Here is a 20,045-nt window from a genome sequence, read left to right as displayed (position 1 = left end):
CGAAGAAAACAGAAGCGGGACCGAACCGGTCCCGCCTCGCCGTCACCATTTGCAGGCGCAATTATGCATCACGCCTCAGTCGAGCGTGAAGGCGATGATGTTGTTGCCACGCTTGTAATCGAGCTGGGTGTTGCCACCGGCACCGACCACGACATATTGCTTGCCGCCGATCATGTAGCTCGACGGCGGCGCGTTGACACCGGCGCCGGCACGGAAGCTCCACAGCTCCTTGCCGCTCGACGAATTATAGGCCGCGAACTTGCCGTTGCCTTCGCCGGTAAACACCAGGCCGCCGGCCGTGGCGAGGATGCCGCCGATCATCGGCTCGGGTGTCTTGACCTGCCACTTGATCTTGCCGGTGTTGTAGTTCACCGCGGTGATATTGCCCGACTGCTTCTCGCTCGGGATCACCTTGAAGGCGCCGCCCAGCCACAGCTTGCCGTTCGGATAGGCCGAGCTCTCGACGTGGTAGGTCATCGGCTGGTGCAGGTTGATGGCGTAGGCCAGCTCCTGTCCCGGGTCGGTCGCGATCGGCGACCATTCGACGCCGCCATTGGCGCCGGGCAGCATGCGGGCGCCTTCCTTGGTCGGCAGCACCCACATGTTCTCCTGCGGCACCATCGCCTCGGAGAAGCGGATCAGGCTGCAGTCCTTGCGATCGTGCACATAGATGTGCCCGGTCTTGCCGGCATGGATGACGCCGGGAATCGTCTTGCCGTCCTTGTCCTTGACGTTGACCAGCACCGTCGGGCTGACCGCGTCGAGATCCCACACGTCATGGGCGATGTACTGGAAGTGACAGACATACTTGCCGGTGTCGAGATCGAGCGAGACCAGCGAGTTGGTGTAGAGGTTGTCGCCGGGCCGGTTCGAGCCATCGAGGTCGGGTGACGGATTGCCGACGACGAAGTAGATCCGGTTGGTCGCGAGATCGACCGACGGGTTCTGCCACACGCCGCCGCCGAGCTTGGCATAGGGATCGCCGATCTTGGCGAGCATGTCCTTCTCGGCCTGGATATTGCGATGCATGTCGCGGCCGGTGGCGTCCTTGGTCGCCCAGACGCCGACGGAGTTTTCCGGAATGGTGTTGAAATTCCAGAGCTGCTTGCCGGTCTTGGCGTCATAGGCGCGCACGAAACCACGGATGCCGTATTCGCCGCCATTGGTGCCGATCAGCACCTTGTCCTTCACCACGGTCGGCGCCATCGTCTCGCTGTAGCCGAGTTCGGGATCGGCGATGTTGGTGGTCCAGACCACCTCGCCGGTCTTGGCGTTCAGCGCCATCAGCTTGGAATCGAGCGTCGCCAGATAAACCCGGTCGCCGAGCACCTGGACGCCGCGATTGTTGGGGCCGCAACAGTAGACGGTGATCGGGCCCATCTTGTGGGCATAGTGCCAGAGCTGCTGGCCGGTCTTGGCGTCGAGCGCATAGACATGGCTGAACGACGTCGTGACATACATCACGCCATCGACCACGATCGGCGATGTCTCAAGCGACTCCTTGACGTCGGTCTGGAAAATCCAGGCGACGTGCAGGTTCTTCACATTGTCCCGGCTGATCTGCTTGCCCGGATAGAAGCGCGTCTGGGCGTAATTGCCGTTGGTAAGCAGGAAGTCTTTTGCGTTCTTGTCGGCAGCGTTGAGCTGCTCCTGGGTCACCGGAGGGACATTGGCGTTCCCCAGGACCGACTGCTTCTCCTGCTTGACTTCTTGTGCGATGGCAGCACCGGACAACAAGCCAACGCCGACCGCTGCGGCGAATGCCGCAAGCCCTTTCACAGTCATGATTTCCCCCGTTATTTCTTGGTTGCAGGATCAGGGATGGAATTTGCTACTTCCCCTTCGAGGCCTGGCCGCCGTCACGAGCGCGCACCGTTGATGGCCTGGTTGCGCTGCAATAGATGAATGAAAAAGACAACGACAGGTATCGATGGACAGGCCTCATGTTAGCGCTGTCGTTCATAAAGACAATCGATGCGCTCAATGCGAAGCGGGAACAGCATAGGTTCGCGCTGCCGAACCGCAGCGATCGCGCGTCGACATCAATCCAAGCGATATCGGTCACTTCCGGCGCCTTCAGCGTTGGCTGGACGAATTCGCCTTCGCAGCCGCAGCACGCAAAATGAGACTGCGCGTCAAGCGACGGCACCCGCACGAGTCCTGGCGCCCGTCTGAGGTCGTTGACCTCAGACGGTCAGATTACTCCCAGGACCATGTCGAGAAATCGTTCTCGAACTGCGGGACTTCCTTCCACACGCCCTTCAGCTTCTTGCTGGCGATCGAGATGAATTGCGGCTGAAACAGGAAGCCGGCCACCGCGTCGGTCGCCAGCATGCGCTGCGCGTCGCCGAGCAGTTTGGCGCGGTCGGCCTCGGCCGGCGTCGCCATGATCTGCTGGTAGAGCGCGTTGAACGCCTCGGACTTGTAGCCGAGATAGTAGTCGGGCTCGGTCAGCTTCACGAGATCGAACGGCTCGACATGCGCGACGATCGTAAGGTCGTAATTGTGCGGGCCGGTGAAGACCTGCGACAGCCACTGCGCCCATTCCACGTTCTCGATCTTGGCCACAATGCCGACCTTGGCCAGCTGGGCTGCGAGGATCTCGCCGCCCTGCCGCGCGTAAGACGGCGGCGGCAGCTTGAGGCTGAGCTCGAGCGGCGTCTTGACGCCGGCCTCGGCCAGCAGCTTCCTGGCGAGTTCCGGATCGTAGGGGTTGATGCCGGTGGTATCGACATAGCCAAGCGATCCCGGGGTGTAGAAGGCCCGGGCGGCTCCAGCGTCATGCCCATCACGACGCTGTCCTTCTTGCCTTGCGCGAGGCTCGGCAGCGGCGCTGCGGCGAGCGCGGCAGCCGCCGCGATGACGCATAGTTTCCTCAACATCGGTCTGCTCCCCGGACGTGCTCTTCCATCAGCCAAGCCAGTCCTGCACGAAAGACTACCCAGCCTCCGTGACCACTGGCGGCAGCACCATCACGGCTTCGGCGTGATGGCAGGCGACCAGGTGGACCTCTCCCACCGTCCGTAGCGCAGGCGCGGTCTCGCGACAATGCTGGTCCGCCATGGGGCAGCGCGGCGCGTAAGGACACCCGGCCGCAGCCGACGCCTGCGAGCCAATCGGCTGCGCGCCGCGGCGGCGCCTGATACCACCGGCCCGGGCGCGCGGAACCGCATCGATCAGCGCGCGCGTATAGGGATGGGCGCTGCGCGCGAACAGATCGGCCGGCCGCCCCTGCTCGACGATCCTCCCCTGATACATCACCGCGATCTCGTCGCAGAGCAGATCGACCACCGCGAGGTCGTGGCTGATCAGGATGTAGCTGAGACCGAATTCGTCCTGCAGGTCCTGCATCAGATTGAGCACCTGCGCCTGCACGGAGACGTCGAGCGCGGAGACCGGCTCGTCGGCCACGATCAGCTTCGGCTGGGTGATCAGCGCGCGCGCAATTGCGATGCGCTGGCGCTGGCCGCCGGAGAATTCGTGCGGGAACTTGTCCATGTCGGCGTCGCGCAGCCCGACCTGCCGCAGCACCGCAGCGACGCGCTCGCGCAAGCTGTTGCGATCGATGCGCCCGAGCGCGGTCAACGGCTCGGCCACGATCCGCGCAATGGTCTGCCGCGGATCGAGCGAGCCATAGGGATCCTGGAACACCATCTGGAAATCGCGGCGGGCGCGGCGCAGCTCGTCCGGCGGCATCTGGTTGAGGTCGCGGCCCAGCAAAGACACCGTGCCGGATGTTGGGCGCTCCAGCGCCATCACCAGCCGCGCAAAGGTCGATTTACCCGAACCGGACTCGCCGACGACGCCGAGGCTCTTGCCCGGCATGACCTGCGCCGTGACGCCGTTGAGCGCGTGCACCTGCGCCGCCGCCTTGAACAGACTTTCACGCGGCAGGGTGTAGCGTTGCGCGAGATCCGTCACCTCAAGCAGCGGCGTCGCGGGCGCGGCTGATGCCTGTTCCAGCACCGTCATGCGCCAACGCCCCCAGTGGCCATCGAGACATCGGTCCTGATGCAGCGCACGCCATGCGCTTCGCCGACATCCACCACGGCCGGCAACGCCGCACGGCAACGCTCTTCCACGATCGTGCAGCGATCGGCAAACGCGCACCCCGCCGGCAGGTCGGCCAGCTCCGGCACCGTGCCGGCGATGGTCTTGAGCCGCGTCCCCTTGCGCGCGCCAAGCCGCGGGCGGGCGCGGAACAGGCCCTGGGTGTAGGGATGGCCCATCCGGGTGAACACGGCACAGGTTTCACCACTCTCGACGACGGTGCCGCCATACATCACCATCATGCGCTCGACATTCTCGGCGATCACGCCGAGATCGTGCGAGATCAGGATCATCGACATGCCGCGTTCCGCGACGAGATCGGCAATCAGATCGAGGATCTGGCCCTGGATGGTGACATCGAGCGCGGTGGTCGGCTCGTCGGCGATCAGCACATCGGGCTGGCAGGCCAGCGCCATTGCGATCGTGATGCGCTGGCGCTGGCCGCCGGAGAACTGATGCGGGTAGGCATCGACGCGCTTGGCCGCATCCGGCAAGCCGACGCGGTCGAGCAAGGCAATGGTTTCGCCGCGCGCTGCAGCCGCCGAGATTCCGGTGTGACGCCGCAACGGCTCGGCGACCTGATGCCCGATCGTATGCATCGGATTGAGCGCGGTCATCGGCTCCTGAAAGATCATGCCGATGCGGTTGCCGCGCAGCTTGCAGTAGGCCGCATCAGGCAAGCCGACGAGCTCGCTACCATCGAGCCGGATGCTGCCGCTGATCACGGCGCTGTCGGGCAGCAGCCCCATCAGCGCCAGCGCCGTCACCGACTTTCCGCAACCGGATTCGCCGACCAGTCCGAGCGTCTCGCCGCGGCGAAGCGCAAAGCTGACGCCGCGGACCGCGTGCGCCGGACCGCGGCTGGTGTTGAGCCGGACGCCAAGGTCCTTCACCTCGATCAGCGGCGCGTCATTCATGCTCAACGCTCCCGCGCCAGTCGCGGATCGAGCAGATCGCGCAAGCCGTCGCCGAGCAGATTGAGCCCGAGCACCGCGATCGCGATCGCCACGCCAGGATAGACCGCGAGCATCGGCGACTGGAACAGCAGCGTCTGCGCGTCGTTGAGCATGCGGCCCCAGGACGGCTGCGGCGGCTGGGTGCCGAGCCCGAGATAGGACAGCGCCGCCTCGGCGAGGATCGCGAGCGCGAACTGGATCGTCGCCTGCACGATCAGGATCGACAGGATGTTCGGCAGCACATGCTCGATGGTGATGCGGAATGAGCCCTTGCCCGCGGCGCGCGCGGCCAGCACGAATTCGCGGGCCCAGATCGCATTGGCCGAGCCGCGGGTGACGCGGACGAAGGTCGGAATCTGGAAGATGCCGATCGCGGTGATCGAGGTGACCATGCCGGGGCCTGCGACGGCGGCCAGCATGATCGCCGACAGCACGGCTGGGAAAGCGAAGGTGAAGTCGCTCATCCGCATGATGAGCTCCTCGGTCCAGCCCTTGCGCGCGGCGGCGATCAGGCCGAGGCAGACGCCGAAGCTCAGGCCGATGCCGACCGCGATGATTCCGACCATGATGGTGGAGCGTGCGCCGACCAAGAGCAGCGAGACGATGTCGCGGCCGAACACGTCGGTGCCGAGCCAGTGCGCCGCCGACGGCGGCCGCAGTTTCGAGGCGACGTCGATGTCATAAGCCGACCACGGCGTCCAGAGCAGCGACAGCAGCGCGGCACCGAGCACGAGCAGGCTCAGCACTGCGCCAAGCACAAAACTGCGATGACGCAATGCGCGGCGCCAGAACCCGGTCGCCGGCCGCGCGCCCGCTGCGATGGCCGGCGTGCCGGCGGAGGCGGTCAGCGGCGCGCTCACAGATTGGCCACCTTGATGCGCGGATCGATGAAGGCATAGAGCATATCGACCACGAAATTGACGATGACGACCATCGCTGCCAGCAGCATCACGCAGTTGCGCACCACGATCAGGTCGCGGTTGGCGATCGACTGGAAGATCAGCCGTCCGAGGCCCGGCAGATAGAACACGTTCTCGATCACGATGGTGCCGGCCAGCAGATTGGCGAATTGCAGGCCCATCACCGTCATCACCGGAATCATGGCGTTGCGCAGCACGTGGCGCCACAGCACCTCGCGCTTGCCGAGCCCCTTGGCGCGCGCGGTGCGGACGAAATCCTCGCGCAGCACCTCCAGCACCGCCGAGCGGGTGACTCGGGCGAGGATCGCGGCCTGCACTACGGCGAGCGAGATCGCAGGCAGCAGCAGCGACTTGACGCCCGGCCAGACGCCGTCATCCCAGCCGGCAAATCCGCCGGCAGACAGCAATTGCAGCTTCACCGAGAACAGCAAGATCAAGAGGATCGCGAACCAGAAATTCGGCAGCGCGATGCCTATCTGCGTCAGCGACATCACGCCGACATCGCCGAGCTTGTTGTGGTTGGCCGCGGTGTAGATGCCGGCGGCGAGCGCCAGCACCACCGTGATCGACATCGACATGATCGCAAGCGGGATGGTCAGCACCAGCCGCTCGGCGATCAGGGAGGCCACCGGCGTGCCATAGACATAGCTGTTGCCGAGATCGCCGACTGCCATGCCCTTGAGCCAGAGCAAATAGCGAACCGTGAGCGGCTGGTCGAGGCCGAGCTTGACGGTGAGCGCGCGCACCGCATCGGGCGAGGCGTCGGCACCCATCAGCATCTGGGCGGCATTGCCGGGCAGCGCATCGAGCACCAGGAAAATGATCAGTGACGCCGCGAGCAGCGTCGCCACCAGGGTCAGGATCCGCCGCAGGAAGAAAACGCTCATGCGCGCCCAGGATGCAAGGAACAGGCCGCAGGTTTCAACATGTTCGCGAACGAATGCAAGCCCCTCGCCGCGCCATTCATGACGCGTGCGTCGGCCAGCGGCCGAGCAGATCGCTCGCCTCCTCGAACAGCGCCGCGACGCGCAGCAGTTCCGCATCGCCCCGGAAGCGGCCGACCAGATGCAGGCCGATCGGCAGGCCATCGCGGCCGAAGCCGGAGGGAATGCTGACCGCGGGATGCCCGGTCATGTTGAACAGCATGGTCCAGGGAAACCAGTGCGGCCGCACGCTGTCAAAGCTCTGCCCGTCGATGTCGATGGTGCCGAACAGATCCTGGTCGATTGGCAGTGCCGTGCGGGTCAGGGTCGGCATCGCGAGCAGATCGCCGCGCGCGAGCAGCGACTGTATCAGGCGGAACAGCGCGGTACGATCGAACATCGCCTGCTGATAGTCGACGCCGCTGACCTCAGCGGCGAGCGCGAGCTGCTTCAGGAAGGTCGGGCTGAGGTCATCGGGATGCTCGGCCGCGAGCTTCTCGAAACGGGTGCGCCAGACCGTGTGATTGATGGCGCGCCAGATCGGCTCGATGTCAAAACCGTCGCCGGAGAATTCCTCGAGTTCCGCGCCGAGGCTGACCAGCCGGTCGAGGCTCGCCTTGAAGTCAGCGGCGACATCCGATGTCACCGGGCGGCCCGGCGGCGACAGGCAGAACAGCACCCGCCTGCCCCTGAGATCGCCGCGGGGCGCCGCGCGATCGAGATAATCAGGCACCGGCACGCCGATCGACCAGGGATCGGACGGGTCTTCGCCGGCCATCGCCTGCATCATCAGCGCCGTATCGGCCACCGTGCGGGTGGTCGGCGTAACATAGGTCTGGTTGCCGAAGGCGTCCTGCACCTGGCTGTGCGGGATCACGCCGTTGCTCTGCTTGATCCCGACCACGCCGTTGCAGGCGGCGGGAATCCGGGTCGAGCCGCCGCCATCGGTCGCAACCGCCAGCGGCGCGATGCCGCTCGCAACCGCGACCGCCGCGCCGCCGCTGGAGCCGCCGCTGGAGCGCTCCGCGCTCCACGCGTTGCGGGTGCGGCCGAACAGAGGCGAGTCGGTCAGGCACTTGCTGCCGAACTCCGGCGTCGTGGTCTTGCCGAGCAATATTCCGCCCTGCGCACGGAGCCGGGCCACCGCCACGGCATCATGATCGGGCACGTTGTTCTGGTACGGCACCGCGCCGAAGGTCGTCCGCACACCCCTTGTGCTGACGATGTCCTTCACGGTGAAGGGGATGCCGTGCAACAGGCCGAGCGGCTCGCCGGCCATGACCTGACGCTCGGCGACCTTCGCCTGCGCCATCGCCTCGTCGGCGCACAGCGTGATGAAGCAGTTCAGTTCGGGTTGCAGCCGCTCGGCGCGAGCAAGCACCGCGGCCGTGACCTCGACGGGAGATATTTCCCTGGCGCCAATGCGCGCGCGAAGGTCAACGGCAGGCAGGAGACACAGATCGTCGCTCATCTGGGGGAACGGGCTCGCATTGGACGTGGTCGACGATCCGCATCGTGCCGCGCTGCATCCGCCAAGTCCATTGCCTCGCGCGCATAGTAGCAGGTGGCGCGGCGCCAGTTGTGCATGGCCTACCAATAGTCCGCAGACAATTCCCGGCTCCGCGGCGGATCGGCGCCGGCGCGCGTGCAGGTGAAGGCGGCGCATTTGCACGCAAACGACAGCGCGCGCGTGAGCTCGGCCGCGCTGATCTCGCGCAATTGCTGCCGTGCGATCCGGTTCAGCCGATGCAATGCGGCGAGCAGCGCGGCCTGAAAACTGTCGCCGGCGCCGATCGTATCCACGACCTTCACCACAGGCGACTCGACGTCGATCGGCCCAGCCTGGCGATGCCAGGCGCTGGCGCCATTGTTGCCGCGCGTGATGACGACGAGCGATGCGCCGGCCGATAGCAGCGCCTCCGCGCGATCGGTGTAGGCCTCGTCGCCGAACAGATAGGCGAAGTCGACATCGGACATTTTCACGATGTCGGCCTTAGCGCAGAACGCCAACATGCGCGTGCGATAGGCATCCTTGTCCTTGACGAGGTTCGGCCGGCAGTTCGGGTCGAGCGCGATCGTCACCTTGGGCCTGATATCCTCGATGAAGGCCAGCGTCTCGGTCGCGCCCGTGTCATGGACCAGTGTGGTCGAGCCGGTGTGAAGGCAGGTCACGCCATCAAGCCCGATCGCATCGCGCCGGTAGGTCCAGTTTCGCGACGCGGTGTCCGCGTCATAGAACGCGTATTGCGTCTCGGTGCCGGTCACGCGCGCAAAGGCCAGCGTTGCCTGATGGTCGCTGCGCGTCGCGCGGCCGAGATCGACGCTTGAAGCCGCGGCATGATCGGCGATCATCTTGCCAAAAGTGTCGGTCGAGATGCCGCCGACAAAGCCGGTGGGAACATCGAGCCGCGCGCTCCCGATCGCGATGTTGAGACAGGAGCCGCCGACCGCGGGCGTCAGGGCCTCGCGTCCATCCGCCGTCCGTGACGGCAGGAAATCGATCAGCGCATCTCCGCAACTCAGCAGCATGGACAAACTACCTTACGTCGGCGCCTCGCCGGGCGCCCGCTTCATCGCCTCGCGGCTGTCGCGATCAAGCTCCCGCAGCATCTTGTGCACGCCGCGTTTCTTGCGGTGGAACTCGGCCAACTCGGGCCTGGTCGGCTCGCTCAATCGCCCGAGCGCCGACATGCCGGCCATCGCCGCGTTGATCGAATTGTGCGCGCCGCTGGCGACCGCACCGAGCATCGCAGCGCCGAGCAGCACGGGTTCCTGCGTCTGCGGCAGCGCCACCGTGTAGCCGGTGGTGTCGGCCATGATCTGGCGCACCAGGGGGCTGCGGCTCGCGCCGCCGCCGATCACGATGGTCTTGCCACTGACGCGATGGGCCTGCAGGGCGTCGATGACATCGGCAAGGCCGTAGGCGAGCCCGCACAGGCCAGCGATGAACAGCCGCTCCAGCGCCGACACGTCGGTGTCGAGATCAAGCCCCGCGATCACGGCGCGCGAACCCGGATCGGCATAGGGCGACCGGTTGCCGAGGAATTCCGGCAGGACGTGAACATTGCGCGCGAGCAGCGCCGCCGTACCGGCGTCGCCTGCACGCACCAGGATGCGCTTCTCGAGGTACTCGATGATATCGACGCCGTCGTGCTTCGCTGCGGCCAAAACCTCGGCATGCGCCGGATGGGATTTCAGCAAATGATCGACCGCCGCTCCCGCCGCGGATTGGCCGCCCTCGTTTAGCCAGAAGCCCGGCACCATGCCCGAAAAATACGGGCCCCAGACACCCGGCACGAAACAGGGATCGACCGTCGTCGCCATGATGCAGGCCGACGTTCCCATGATGTAGGCAAGACGCTTGCAGACATCGACCTCGGCGCCGGAGCCGTCGCGGCCACCGATCGCGCCGACGCCGCCGGCATGGGCATCGATCAGCGAGGCGCCGACCGCGGTTCCCGGCAGCAGGCCGAGTTCGCGCGCGGCATCCTCCGACAAGCCGCGGCCGAGCGGCGAACCGGGCGGCACGATCTCGGCGCCGATGCGCCCAAAGCGGTCGGCTGCGAGGGCCTCGAGCCCGACCCGCTTGAGGAACGATTCGCTCCAGCCGCCTTCACCGGCGACATAGGTCCATTTGCAGGTGACGGTGCAGGTCGAGCGCGCCTGCGAGCCGGTGGCGCGGAACGAGAGGTAGTCGGCGAGATCGAAGAAGTGCCCGGCGGCTTCGAAGGTCGCGGGCAGATGCCGCTTCAGCCAGAGGATTTTTGGTATCTCCATCTCCGGCGAGATGGCACCGCCGACATAACGCAGCACGCGATCACCGGTCGCGTTGACGAATTCGGTTTCCTCCATCGCGCGGTGGTCCATCCAGACCACGACGTTGCGCGCGGGATCGCCGGACGGGCTGACGGTGAGCGGCCGGCCTGTCCTATCGAGCACGACCAGCGAGCAGGTGGCATCGAAGCCGATGCCCTTGACCTGCTCGGCCGCAACCGCCGCCTCGCGCATCGCATTGCGGACGGAGGCAACGCAGGCCGCCCAGATATCGTCGGACGACTGCTCGACGATATCGCTGGGCTCATGCCAGACCCGGATCGGATGCCGGGCCGACCCCAATAGCTTCCCGCCCTCGTCGAATACCCCCGCCCGGGCACTGGTGCTCCCGACGTCCACCCCGATATAGGCTTGCCGCATGACCGCTCTATCTTTTGTTGAGCCCGATCGTTCGGCGCAACCCTACCAGCAAGTGTAGCCGCCATCGACACCAACGATGCTTCCGGTCATCAGGCTCGCCGCGTCGGAGGCGAGGAACAAGACGACGGAAGCGATCTCGTCGACCTGCCCCATTCGCGCCATCGGGGTTCCGCCGATCCAGGCGTCGTACATTCTGGGGCTGTTCTTCACGAAGGCGTTCAGCGGGGTCTCGATATAGGTCGGCGCCACCGCATTGACGCGAACCCCGCGCGCGCCCCATTCGGCCGCCAGCGATTTGGTGAGATGATGCACTGCGGCCTTGGAAGCATTGTAGAAGCACTGTTCCTGCGGCTTGTTGACGATGAAGCCGGACATCGAGCCGACATTGACGATGGTTCCGGACTTGGCCTTCAACATGTGGCTGCCGAAGGCGCGGCAGCACCAGAAGGTGCCGTTCAGATTGACGTCGATGACGTTGAGCCAATGCTCGTCGGTCACGGTCTCGGCCGGCGTCTCGCTGCGCGCGATGCCGGCATTGTTGACGAGAATATCGACCTTGCCGTATTTGCGGACCAGCTCGTCGGCGACCGCGGAGACGCGGCCGGAATCCGTTACGTCCATCAGCGCGATATCGGCGTCAAAACCCTTGGCCTTCAGCGCCGCCTGCGCATCATTGGCGACCTTGGCGTCGCGGTCGCCGATAATGACCTTGGCGCCGGCTTCCGCCAGCGCTTCGGCGCAAGCGAGGCCGATGCCCTGGCCGGCACCGGTGATGATGGCGGTCTTGCCGTCGAGTTTGAATTTCTCGAGATACATTTTCTTCTTCCTTTGCCTGAAGCCCGCGTTCTGGCTTCTTTTGAGCATGATCTGATCGGAAAACCGCTTCGCACTTTGCGCTGGCGCGGCCCTCCGGGTCCGGATCATGCTCTACGCGTGGATCGACTTTCCGCTGTCGTCGAACCGATGGATGCGCGCCGGATCCGGGATCAGCGACACGCGATCGCCGGGATGCAGGTCAAGCTCGCCGACATAGCGCGTGGTCAGCATGCCCTGCGGTCCGGCGTCGACGTAGAGGAATGTGTCGCTGCCGAGATGCTCGGCGACCGAGACCGTGCCGGGCCAACCGCCCTGGCCGTCGCGCTCGACCTTCAAATGCTCGGGCCGCACCCCGATGGTAGCTGCGCCCTGCTGTTTCGCGGGCTCGCCAGTGACGAAGTTCATCTTCGGCGAGCCGATGAAACCGGCGACGAACAGGTTTGCGGGCTTTTCATAAAGTTCGAGCGGCGAGCCATATTGCTCTATCTTGCCGCCGTTCAGCACCACGATCTTGTCGGCCATGGTCATGGCCTCGACCTGGTCGTGGGTGACGTAGATCGCCGTGGTGCCGAGCTGCTTCTGCAATCGCGTCACCTCGAGCCGCATCTGCACGCGCAGCGCGGCATCAAGGTTCGACAGCGGCTCGTCGAACAGGAACGCCTTCGGCTCGCGCACGATGGCGCGCCCGATCGCGACGCGCTGGCGCTGGCCGCCGGACAGCTCGCGCGGCTTGCGGTCGAGATAGGGCGTAAGGTTGAGGGTCGCCGCGGCGGCCTCGACCTTGCGGTTGATCTCGTCCCTGGCGATGCCCGCCATCTTCAGGCCGAACGCGATGTTGCCGCGCACGCTCATATGCGGATAGAGCGCGTAGGACTGGAACACCATCGACAGCCCGCGCTTGGCCGGCGGCACGTCGACCACGTTGCGCCCGTCGATCAGGATGGCGCCGCCGGTGACGTCCTCGAGCCCCGCGATCAGCCGCAGCAGCGTGGTCTTGCCGCAGCCGGAGGGACCGACGAAGACGACGAAGGAGCCATCGGCGATCTCGAGGTCGGCGCCCTTGATGATGTGGACCGGCCCGAACGATTTTTGCACACCCTGCAGCGTAATCTGACCCATGGCAAAAGCCTTTCTGCTACTTGACCGCGCCGAAGGTCAGGCCGCGGACGAGCTGCCGCTGACTGAACCAGCCGAGCACGAGAATGGGCGCGATCGCGAGCGTCGACGCCGCCGACAGTTTCGCCCAGAACAATCCTTCCGGGCTGGAATAGGATGCGATGAACACGGTGAGCGGCGCGGCCTCGAGCGTCGACAGATTGAGGGTCCAGAACGCCTCGTTCCACGCCAGGATCAGATTGAGCAGCAGGGTCGAGGCGAGCCCCGGCACCGCCATCGGCGTCAGCACGTAGATCAGCTCACGCCCGATCGTGGCGCCGTCCATCCGCGCCGCCTCGAGGATATCCTTCGGGATCTCCTTGAAATAGGTGAACAACATCCAGATCACGATCGGCAGATTGCCGAGGCACAGGATGAAGATCAGGCCGGAGCGGGTGTCGAGCAGGCCGAAGGTCCGGAAGATCAGGTAGATCGGCACCAGCACGCCGACCGGCGGCATCATCTTGGTGGACAGCATCCAGAGCAGCACGTCCTTGGTCCGCTTGGTGGGCGAGAACGCCATCGACCACGCCGCCGGGATCGCGATCAGCATCGCGATCAATGTCGATCCGCCGGCGATGATAATCGAGTTGAGCGCGTGATGGATATAGTCGCTGCGCTCCTGCACGGTCGCATAGTTCTCCGTCGTCCAGTGGAAGAACAGGAACGACGGCGGAATCGCGAAGGCCTCCAGCTCGGTCTTGAAGCTCGCCAGCACCATCCAGAGGATCGGGAAGAAGATCAGGAAGCCGACCAGCCAGGCCGCCGCCGTCGAGATCACCTTGTTCCGTGTCGTGACCTTCCGTGCCATGACGTTACGCCTCCAGATTCCGGCCGACGATACGAACGAGGAAGAACGCGACGATATTGGCGAGCACCACCGCGACCAGGCCGCCCGCCGAGGCGCTGCCGACGTCGTACTGGATCAGCGCCTGCGAATAGATCAGAAAGGCGATGTTGGTGGTCTGCAGGCCGGGGCCGCCGCCGGTGGTCACGAATATCTCCGCGAACACCGTGAGCAGGAAGATGGTCTCGATCAGGATCACCACCGTGATCGGGCGCGCCAGATGCGGCAGCGTGATGTAGATGAAGGTCGAGATCGCGCTCGCGCCATCCATCTCGGCCGCCTCCTTCTGCTCCTCGTCGAGCGATTGCAGCGCGGTGAGCAGGATCAGAGTCGCAAACGGCAGCCATTGCCAGGAGATGATCAGGATCACCGAGAACAGCGGCGCATCGTTGAACCAGTCGATCGCCGGCAGGCCGAACAAATGCGCGATCCAGGCGAACAGGCCCGACACCGGATGCATCAGGAGATTCTTCCAGACCAGCGCGCTGACCGTCGGCATCACGAAGAACGGCGCGATCACCATCAGGCGGACGATGGAGAGCCCGACCACCTGCTGGTCGAGCAGCAGCGCCAGCGGCACGCCAAGGATGATGGTGATCGCGAGCACCGAGCCGACCAGCACCAGGGTATTCTGCAGCGAGGCGAGGAAGGCCGGATCGGTCAGGAAGTAACGAAAATTCTCCAGCCCGACGAACGCTTCGGAACCGGGATCGAGCAGATTGTAATGCAGGGTCGCGAAGTAGATCGTGAGCGCCAGCGGCACGATCATCCAGATGAACAGCAGCGCCACCGCGGGCGTAAGCAGCGTGCGTGCAAGCAGTTGGGTCTGCTGGGTCGCCATCCCCGCCTCCTTCCGTGGAAAGGAGCGACCATCCCGCTGCGGGACAGGATGGTCGCGAGTAGCCCAGCTCGGGAGGTTTGAGCCGGTCGGGCGGCCAAGGCGCGTGTTGCGCCCTGGCTTTGTCTGGTGTGGCTTAGTCTGGCGTCGTTTATTTGATGTAGCCGGCGCGCTTCATTTCGCGCTCGGTCGCGGACTGCGCGGCTGCGAGTGCGGCATCGACCGTTGTCGAGCCGGAGAGCGCCGCCGAGAATTGCTGTCCGACCTGGGTGCCGATGCCCTGGAATTCAGGGATCGCCGCATACTGCACGCCGACATACGGCACCGGCTTCACGGTCGGCTTGTTCGGATCCGCCGCATCGATCGAGGCCAGCGTCAGCTTGGCGAAGGGCGCGACCTTCAGATACTCGGGGTTCTTGTACAGCGAGGTACGCGTGCCCGGCGGCACGTTGGCCCAGCCTTCCTTCGCGGCGACGAGCCTGCTGTAGTCCTTGCTGGTCGCCCAGGCGATGAACTTCTCGGCCGCCTCGACCTTCTTCGAGCCGGCGGGGACCGCGAGACTCCACGCCCACAGCCAGTTGGCGTTCTTGCCGAGCCCGGTGTTCGGCGCCAGCGCAAAGCCGACCTTGTCGGCGACCTTGGACTCCTTCGGATTGCTCACGAAGGACGCCGCCACCGTCGCATCGATCCACATCGCGCATTTGCCGGCGTTGAACAGCGCAAGGTTCTCGTTGAAGCCGTTGGAGCTGGCGCCGGGAGGGCCGGCCTGCTTCATCAGGTCGACATAGGTCGAGAGCGTCTTCTTCCATTCCGGCGAATTGAACTGCGGCTCCCACTTCTCGTCGAACCAGCGCGCGCCGAAGGAATTGGCCATCGCGGTCAGGAACGCCATGTTCTCGCCCCAGCCGGCCTTGCCGCGCAGGCAGATGCCGTAGACGCCGCCCGACTTGTCAGTCAGCTTCTTGGCGGCGTCGACCACGAAGTCCCAGGTCGGGCTCTCCGGCATCTTCAGCCCAGCCTTGTCGAACAGGTCGGTGCGGTACATCACCATCGAGCTCTCGCCGTAGAACGGCGCGGCATAAAGCTTGCCATCCACCGAGACCGCGTCCTTGATCTTCGGCAGCAGGTCGCCGACGTCATAGTCGGCGCCGAGCTTGTCGAGCGGCACCAGCCAGTTCTTCTTGGCCCAGATCGGCACCTCATAGGTGCCGATGGTGAGCACGTCGAACTGGCCGCCCTTGGTGGCGATGTCGGTGGTCACGCGCTGGCGCAGCACGTTCTCCTCGAGCGTCACCCATTTGACGGTGATGTCAGGATTCTTGGCGGTGAATTCGCTGGAGAGCCCCTGCATGCGGATCATGTCGCCGTTGTTGACGGTCGCCACCGTCAGCGTGGTCTGGGCGATCGAGGGGGCAGAGATCAAAAGAGCAGCCGCGCCCGCAACGGCGCAAAGGACGTTTTTCAAGGTGACCTCCCTTATGTCACGTTGAGCATATGCCCACGTGTTGGGCGTATGTTCATCCTGTCGCCAAATTTTGTCAAGCGCGCGGGTGCGCCGTCCCACGCGATTGCGGGTTCCAACGCAGCCTGGAATGGAGGTTTTTGCGGAGGCGAAGAAAGCGTCTAGCGATCGAGCACCGCGCGCGCGGTCGCCTCATCGGTGATCAGGCCGTTGATCACCCGGCCCGCCAGCGCGGCCTTGATTGCCGGCACCTTGGCGGCGCCGACCGCCGCTGCGATCGTGGTTTGCTCCGCGGGAATCTGCGGCGGGATGCTGGTCAGGCGCTTGTTGGTGCCGCCCTTGATGAGGCGCCCCTTGGCGTCATAGGCCCAACCGGTCAGCTCGCCGATTGCGCCGAGCCGCATCATCTCCAAGAGTTCCTCGCGGGTGACGAAGCCATCGACATGGACCTGGGCCTTCTGGTCCATCTGGCCGATGCCGATCAGCCGAAGATCGGCCTTGGCGGCGACCGCCCTCACCCGTGCGATCGGGTCGATGCGCACCATGCGGTTGCGCTCGTCCTCGCTCGACATCAAGAACGGCAGCGGCATCGGGTAATGGCGCGCGCCGGTGCGGTCGGCGAGCCGTCCTACCGTGTCGTAGAAGCTCGCCGAGCCGTCGGCGGAGATGTTGCCGACCAGCGAGACGATCTGGTGATCGGGCCGCTCGATCGGCGAGACCCGCTCGACCGCGGCGCGCACCGCGCGGCCGGTGCCGAGCGCCACGATCACAGGCGTCTCCGAGCGCAGCGTCGTCTCCAGCAGATTGGCGCTGCGTTCGGCGATCCCCGCATTCGACAGCGGCGCCGCCGGATCTGATGGCACCACGTCGCAATGCACCAGATCGAACCGCGCCTTCAGCCGGGACGCCAGCTCCATGCAGGCCGCAATCGGGTGCTCGAGCCGAAACGTGATCAGCCGCTCCGCCAGGCACAGCGACACCAGACGCTGCGCCGAGGCGCGCGACACCTGCAGCATCTTTGCAATCTCGTCCTGGGTGTGGCCCGCGATGAAATACAGCCAGCCGGCGCGCGCCGCATCGTCCAGGCGAGACTTTTCGTTGTCGGGCGCAGCCATAATCCTGTGTCAGCCTTCCATCCAGAAATCCGTCATCGCGGCGAAGATTCGATCTGCCCCGGCTTGCCGCAGCAGAGCACTGCCATCCGCCAACCGATAGTGGGCGCCGCCGACAAATCCCCACACTTTCATGCCTGCTGCCTTCGCGGCCGTCACCCCGCTGACGCTGTCCTCGATCACAAGCGTGTGGCGCGGCTCGGCGCCCATCGCGCCTGCCGCATGCAGAAACAGATCCGGCGCCGGCTTGCCGTGCTTGACCATCTGCGAGGTGTAAAGCCGCGGCCCAAAGCTTGCCGCAAGACCGGTCAGTTCCAGCGAGAACCTCACCCGCGCGAGATCGCTAGATGAAGCGACACAAGACGGCAGGCGCAATTCCGTAAGCACCGCCGCGACGCCCGCGATCGGTGTGAGCTGGGATCGGAATGTCTCGCGGACCTGCAACGCCAGATCAGGCAGGAAGGTCGCAGGCAGTGGCTTTCCCACGGCCGCGGCATATTCGATCACCGCCGCGGTGCTGCGGCCGAGGAAGAGTTCGAGGGCTTGCCCGGTGCTCATCGCGATGCCCGCCTGGACCATCGCCTCGGCGAGGCAGCGGCAGCTCAACTCCTCGCTGTCGACGAGCACGCCGTCGCAGTCGAAGATGACGAGATCGGTCTCGGGAAGCCGCGGATCCATCCCGGCATGAGATCATATGCTCACGTATTGGGCAATAGATCACAATTTCCGCGCGGAATGCCGCGCCTCAAATGGTCGCGGTGCACCACTGGGCATGCTGTGCGACAAGGCGAAATGCCGCATGACACACCTCTGATCGCGACCGTCGTCGCGGGACTTGGCCTCGCTTTCGTCTTCGGAACCATCGCCCAGCGCTTCCGGGTTCCGCCACTGGTCGGTTATCTGCTCGCAGGCGTCGCCGTTGGTCCGTTCACGCCCGGCTTCGTCGCCGATCAGGCGCTGGCAACCGAGCTCGCCGAGCTCGGTATCATCCTCTTGATGTTCGGCGTCGGCCTGCATTTCTCGCTGAACGATCTGTTGTCGGTGCGCGCGATCGCGGTGCCCGGCGCAATTGCCCAGATCGCGGTCGCCACATTGATGGGCCTCGGCCTCGCGCTGTTGATGGGCTGGACTGTCGGCGCCGGCCTGGTGTTCGGCTTGGCATTGTCGGTTGCAAGTACCGTGGTGCTGTTGCGCGCGCTGCAGGAGCGCCGGCTGATGGACACCGAACGCGGCAAGATCGCGGTCGGCTGGCTGATCGTCGAAGATCTCGCGATGGTGCTCGCGCTGGTGCTGTTCCCGGCGGTGGCGAGCTTCCAGGGCGGCGATGGCGCAGTGCTTGTCTCCGATCCGCTGGCCACCCGGTTCGGCCTCGGGCTGACCGGCGTGCTGGTGCTGACGCTGGTCAAGATCGCGGTGTTCATCGCCTTGATGCTGGTGGTCGGACGGCGGCTGATCCCATGGGTGCTGCACTACATCGCGCACACCGGATCGCGCGAGCTGTTCCGGCTGGCCGTGCTTGCGATCGCGCTCTGCATCGCGTTCGGTGCGACCAAGCTGTTCGGGGTTTCGCTGGCGCTCGGCGCGTTCTTCGCCGGGATGATGCTGCGGGAATCGCCGCTCAGCCAGCGCGCCGCGCAGGAAACTCTGCCGCTGCGCGACGCCTTCGCGGTGCTGTTCTTCGTTTCAGTCGGCATGCTGTTCGATCCGCTCAGCATGGTCCGCGAACCCTGGCCCTTGGTCGCGACGCTGTTCGTCATCGTGGTCGGCAAATCGCTCGCTGCGCTCTTGATCGTCGTGCTGTTCCGTCACCCGATGGCGACCGCCCTGATGATCTCGGCGAGCCTCGCCCAGATCGGCGAGTTTTCGTTCATCCTGGCGGAGCTCGGCGTTGCGCTCAATCTGCTGCCGAAGGCCGGCCGCGACCTGATCCTGGCCGGCGCGATCTTCTCGATCATGCTCAACCCGCTGGTGTTCGCGGTCGTCGATTGGCTGACGTCGCGGCTGGAGAAACCGCAAGCCGCATCGCCGACCGTTGCATCCTCAGAGGCGATCCCGGTTACCGAATTGCAGGATCACACCATTCTGGTCGGCTACGGCCGGGTCGGCAGCATCGTCGGCGATTCCCTGCATCAGCGCAACGCGCCGTTCCTCACGGTCGAGGCGTCCGACGACATGGTCGCAAAACTCAGGCAGCGCGGCATCGAGGCCCTGATCGGCAACGCCGCGCGCGCCAGCGTGCTGCGCGCGACCAATCCGGTCGGCGCGCGATCCCTGGTCATTGCGATTCCGGAAGCGTTCGAGGCCGGACAGATCGTCGAGCAGGCCCGCGCGGCGAATGCCGATATCCAGATCATCGCACGCGCGCATTCCGACGCCGAAGTCGATCATCTGAAGGGCCTGGGAGCCGACATCGTGATCATGGGCGAGCGCGAGATCGCCCGCGGCATGATCGAGGAGCTGGAACGGCAATATCCGGGTGCTGCCACGCCAAATGTGCGGACAGCCGAGCAAGACTCGGCGGCCTGAGGGCGCAGCGAACGCACTCAGCCGCCAAGAAACGCGGGCGCCAGATCTTCCTGCACGATGATGTTGGCGGCTTCCGTCGTCAGCTCGCTGCCGACGAGATCGAGATTCTTCGCAGCCTCGAACAGCATCGCGCGAACGTCGTCCGGCGTCAGCACACCCTTCGCGATCAGCTTGCGCACCAGCGCCTGCAGGATGAGAACGTCGATCTCGCCATGGGCCAGCGGTGTGGGCTTGTCCGTCATGATC

General features: G+C 65.3%; 18 protein-coding genes and 1 pseudogene. 1 reads left to right on the top strand and 18 read right to left on the bottom strand.

Going from position 1 to position 20,045, the window contains the following annotated elements; genetic code table 11:
- Window positions 1-75 precede the first annotated feature (75 nt).
- The 17 genes and pseudogenes from HAP48_RS25265 to HAP48_RS25185 all read right to left on the bottom strand — a co-directional run bounded on the left by HAP48_RS25265 (window position 76) and on the right by HAP48_RS25185 (window position 17,951).
- Window positions 76-1,785, bottom strand: coding sequence for a pyrroloquinoline quinone-dependent dehydrogenase (locus HAP48_RS25265; protein ID WP_166209231.1), 1,710 nt, complete (start codon window positions 1,783-1,785; stop codon window positions 76-78).
- 46 nt (window positions 1,786-1,831) lie between these two features.
- Entirely contained in the window at window positions 1,832-2,149 is a 318-nt protein-coding gene (locus tag HAP48_RS25260; protein WP_166209234.1) for a hypothetical protein, read from the bottom strand.
- A 50-nt stretch (window positions 2,150-2,199) separates the two neighbouring features.
- Window positions 2,200-2,847 (bottom strand): annotated as a pseudogene (locus HAP48_RS25255) (ABC transporter substrate-binding protein); the annotation flags it as partial.
- 90 nt (window positions 2,848-2,937) lie between these two features.
- Window positions 2,938-3,972 carry an ABC transporter ATP-binding protein gene (locus HAP48_RS25250; RefSeq protein ID WP_166209237.1) on the bottom strand — a complete coding sequence of 345 codons (1,035 nt, stop codon included), beginning with the start codon at window positions 3,970-3,972 and terminating at the stop codon, window positions 2,938-2,940.
- The gene (locus tag HAP48_RS25245; RefSeq protein ID WP_166209240.1) at window positions 3,969-4,967 is read right to left on the bottom strand and encodes an ABC transporter ATP-binding protein; all 999 of its coding nucleotides are present in this window, start codon (window positions 4,965-4,967) and stop codon (window positions 3,969-3,971) included. The genes HAP48_RS25250 and HAP48_RS25245 overlap by 4 nt, the downstream gene beginning before the upstream one ends.
- Before the next feature lie 2 nt (window positions 4,968-4,969).
- A complete protein-coding gene (locus tag HAP48_RS25240) occupies window positions 4,970-5,866 on the bottom strand; it encodes an ABC transporter permease (RefSeq protein ID WP_166209243.1) in 897 nt (298 codons plus the stop codon).
- Window positions 5,863-6,813 carry an ABC transporter permease gene (locus HAP48_RS25235; RefSeq protein WP_166209247.1) on the bottom strand — a complete coding sequence of 317 codons (951 nt, stop codon included), beginning with the start codon at window positions 6,811-6,813 and terminating at the stop codon, window positions 5,863-5,865. The genes HAP48_RS25240 and HAP48_RS25235 overlap by 4 nt, the downstream gene beginning before the upstream one ends.
- A gap of 76 nt (window positions 6,814-6,889) precedes the next feature.
- Window positions 6,890-8,320, bottom strand: coding sequence for an amidase (locus HAP48_RS25230; protein ID WP_166209250.1), 1,431 nt, complete (start codon window positions 8,318-8,320; stop codon window positions 6,890-6,892).
- Window positions 8,321-8,439: 119 nt separating this feature from the next.
- Window positions 8,440-9,378 carry a carbohydrate kinase family protein gene (locus tag HAP48_RS25225; RefSeq protein WP_166209253.1) on the bottom strand — a complete coding sequence of 313 codons (939 nt, stop codon included), beginning with the start codon at window positions 9,376-9,378 and terminating at the stop codon, window positions 8,440-8,442.
- A gap of 12 nt (window positions 9,379-9,390) precedes the next feature.
- Window positions 9,391-11,043, bottom strand: a complete 1,653-nt coding sequence (locus tag HAP48_RS25220; RefSeq protein ID WP_166209256.1) for an FGGY-family carbohydrate kinase — start codon at window positions 11,041-11,043, stop codon at window positions 9,391-9,393.
- A 42-nt stretch (window positions 11,044-11,085) separates the two neighbouring features.
- Window positions 11,086-11,859 carry an SDR family NAD(P)-dependent oxidoreductase gene (locus HAP48_RS25215; RefSeq protein WP_166209259.1) on the bottom strand — a complete coding sequence of 258 codons (774 nt, stop codon included), beginning with the start codon at window positions 11,857-11,859 and terminating at the stop codon, window positions 11,086-11,088.
- 111 nt (window positions 11,860-11,970) lie between these two features.
- A complete protein-coding gene (locus HAP48_RS25210) occupies window positions 11,971-12,978 on the bottom strand; it encodes an ABC transporter ATP-binding protein (protein ID WP_029080374.1) in 1,008 nt (335 codons plus the stop codon).
- Between the two features lie 16 nt (window positions 12,979-12,994).
- The gene (locus HAP48_RS25205) at window positions 12,995-13,825 is read right to left on the bottom strand and encodes a carbohydrate ABC transporter permease (protein ID WP_029080375.1); all 831 of its coding nucleotides are present in this window, start codon (window positions 13,823-13,825) and stop codon (window positions 12,995-12,997) included.
- Window positions 13,826-13,829: 4 nt separating this feature from the next.
- Window positions 13,830-14,702, bottom strand: coding sequence for a carbohydrate ABC transporter permease (locus HAP48_RS25200; protein WP_166209262.1), 873 nt, complete (start codon window positions 14,700-14,702; stop codon window positions 13,830-13,832).
- Between the two features lie 148 nt (window positions 14,703-14,850).
- Window positions 14,851-16,164 carry an ABC transporter substrate-binding protein gene (locus HAP48_RS25195; protein WP_166209265.1) on the bottom strand — a complete coding sequence of 438 codons (1,314 nt, stop codon included), beginning with the start codon at window positions 16,162-16,164 and terminating at the stop codon, window positions 14,851-14,853.
- A gap of 158 nt (window positions 16,165-16,322) precedes the next feature.
- The gene (locus tag HAP48_RS25190) at window positions 16,323-17,276 is read right to left on the bottom strand and encodes a sugar-binding transcriptional regulator (RefSeq protein ID WP_166209268.1); all 954 of its coding nucleotides are present in this window, start codon (window positions 17,274-17,276) and stop codon (window positions 16,323-16,325) included.
- 9 nt (window positions 17,277-17,285) lie between these two features.
- A complete protein-coding gene (locus HAP48_RS25185) occupies window positions 17,286-17,951 on the bottom strand; it encodes an HAD family hydrolase (protein ID WP_166209270.1) in 666 nt (221 codons plus the stop codon).
- 114 nt (window positions 17,952-18,065) lie between these two features.
- Between HAP48_RS25185 and ybaL the strand changes: the two genes are divergently transcribed.
- On the top strand, window positions 18,066-19,799 hold the full coding sequence (gene ybaL / locus HAP48_RS25180) for a YbaL family putative K(+) efflux transporter (RefSeq protein WP_166209272.1): 1,734 nt from the start codon (window positions 18,066-18,068) through the stop codon (window positions 19,797-19,799).
- Window positions 19,800-19,816: 17 nt separating this feature from the next.
- Here ybaL and HAP48_RS25175 read toward each other — a convergent pair whose 3' ends face one another.
- Window positions 19,817-20,041 carry a hypothetical protein gene (locus tag HAP48_RS25175; RefSeq protein WP_021081495.1) on the bottom strand — a complete coding sequence of 75 codons (225 nt, stop codon included), beginning with the start codon at window positions 20,039-20,041 and terminating at the stop codon, window positions 19,817-19,819.
- Window positions 20,042-20,045 lie beyond the last annotated feature (4 nt).

This window comes from Bradyrhizobium septentrionale (assembly GCF_011516645.4).
Taxonomy (GTDB): domain Bacteria; phylum Pseudomonadota; class Alphaproteobacteria; order Rhizobiales; family Xanthobacteraceae; genus Bradyrhizobium; species Bradyrhizobium septentrionale.
This window is presented reverse-complemented; position numbering and strand designations above follow the sequence as displayed.

Bases quoted from the DNA above. Each gene is read 5' to 3' on its own strand.
- HAP48_RS25265 (WP_166209231.1), bottom strand. From the start codon at position 1,785: ATGACTGTGAAAGGGCTTGCGGCATTCGCCGCAGCGGTCGGCGTTGGC.
- HAP48_RS25250 (WP_166209237.1), bottom strand. From the start codon at position 3,972: ATGACGGTGCTGGAACAGGCATCAGCCGCGCCCGCGACGCCGCTGCTT.
- HAP48_RS25245 (WP_166209240.1), bottom strand. From the start codon at position 4,967: ATGAATGACGCGCCGCTGATCGAGGTGAAGGACCTTGGCGTCCGGCTC.
- HAP48_RS25235 (WP_166209247.1), bottom strand. From the start codon at position 6,813: ATGAGCGTTTTCTTCCTGCGGCGGATCCTGACCCTGGTGGCGACGCTG.
- HAP48_RS25230 (WP_166209250.1), bottom strand. From the start codon at position 8,320: ATGAGCGACGATCTGTGTCTCCTGCCTGCCGTTGACCTTCGCGCGCGC.
- HAP48_RS25225 (WP_166209253.1), bottom strand. From the start codon at position 9,378: ATGCTGCTGAGTTGCGGAGATGCGCTGATCGATTTCCTGCCGTCACGG.
- HAP48_RS25220 (WP_166209256.1), bottom strand. From the start codon at position 11,043: ATGCGGCAAGCCTATATCGGGGTGGACGTCGGGAGCACCAGTGCCCGG.
- HAP48_RS25215 (WP_166209259.1), bottom strand. From the start codon at position 11,859: ATGTATCTCGAGAAATTCAAACTCGACGGCAAGACCGCCATCATCACC.
- HAP48_RS25210 (WP_029080374.1), bottom strand. From the start codon at position 12,978: ATGGGTCAGATTACGCTGCAGGGTGTGCAAAAATCGTTCGGGCCGGTC.
- HAP48_RS25205 (WP_029080375.1), bottom strand. From the start codon at position 13,825: ATGGCACGGAAGGTCACGACACGGAACAAGGTGATCTCGACGGCGGCG.
- HAP48_RS25200 (WP_166209262.1), bottom strand. From the start codon at position 14,702: ATGGCGACCCAGCAGACCCAACTGCTTGCACGCACGCTGCTTACGCCC.
- HAP48_RS25190 (WP_166209268.1), bottom strand. From the start codon at position 17,276: ATGGCTGCGCCCGACAACGAAAAGTCTCGCCTGGACGATGCGGCGCGC.
- HAP48_RS25185 (WP_166209270.1), bottom strand. From the start codon at position 17,951: ATGGATCCGCGGCTTCCCGAGACCGATCTCGTCATCTTCGACTGCGAC.
- ybaL (WP_166209272.1), top strand. From the start codon at position 18,066: ATGCCGCATGACACACCTCTGATCGCGACCGTCGTCGCGGGACTTGGC.
- HAP48_RS25175 (WP_021081495.1), bottom strand. From the start codon at position 20,041: ATGACGGACAAGCCCACACCGCTGGCCCATGGCGAGATCGACGTTCTC.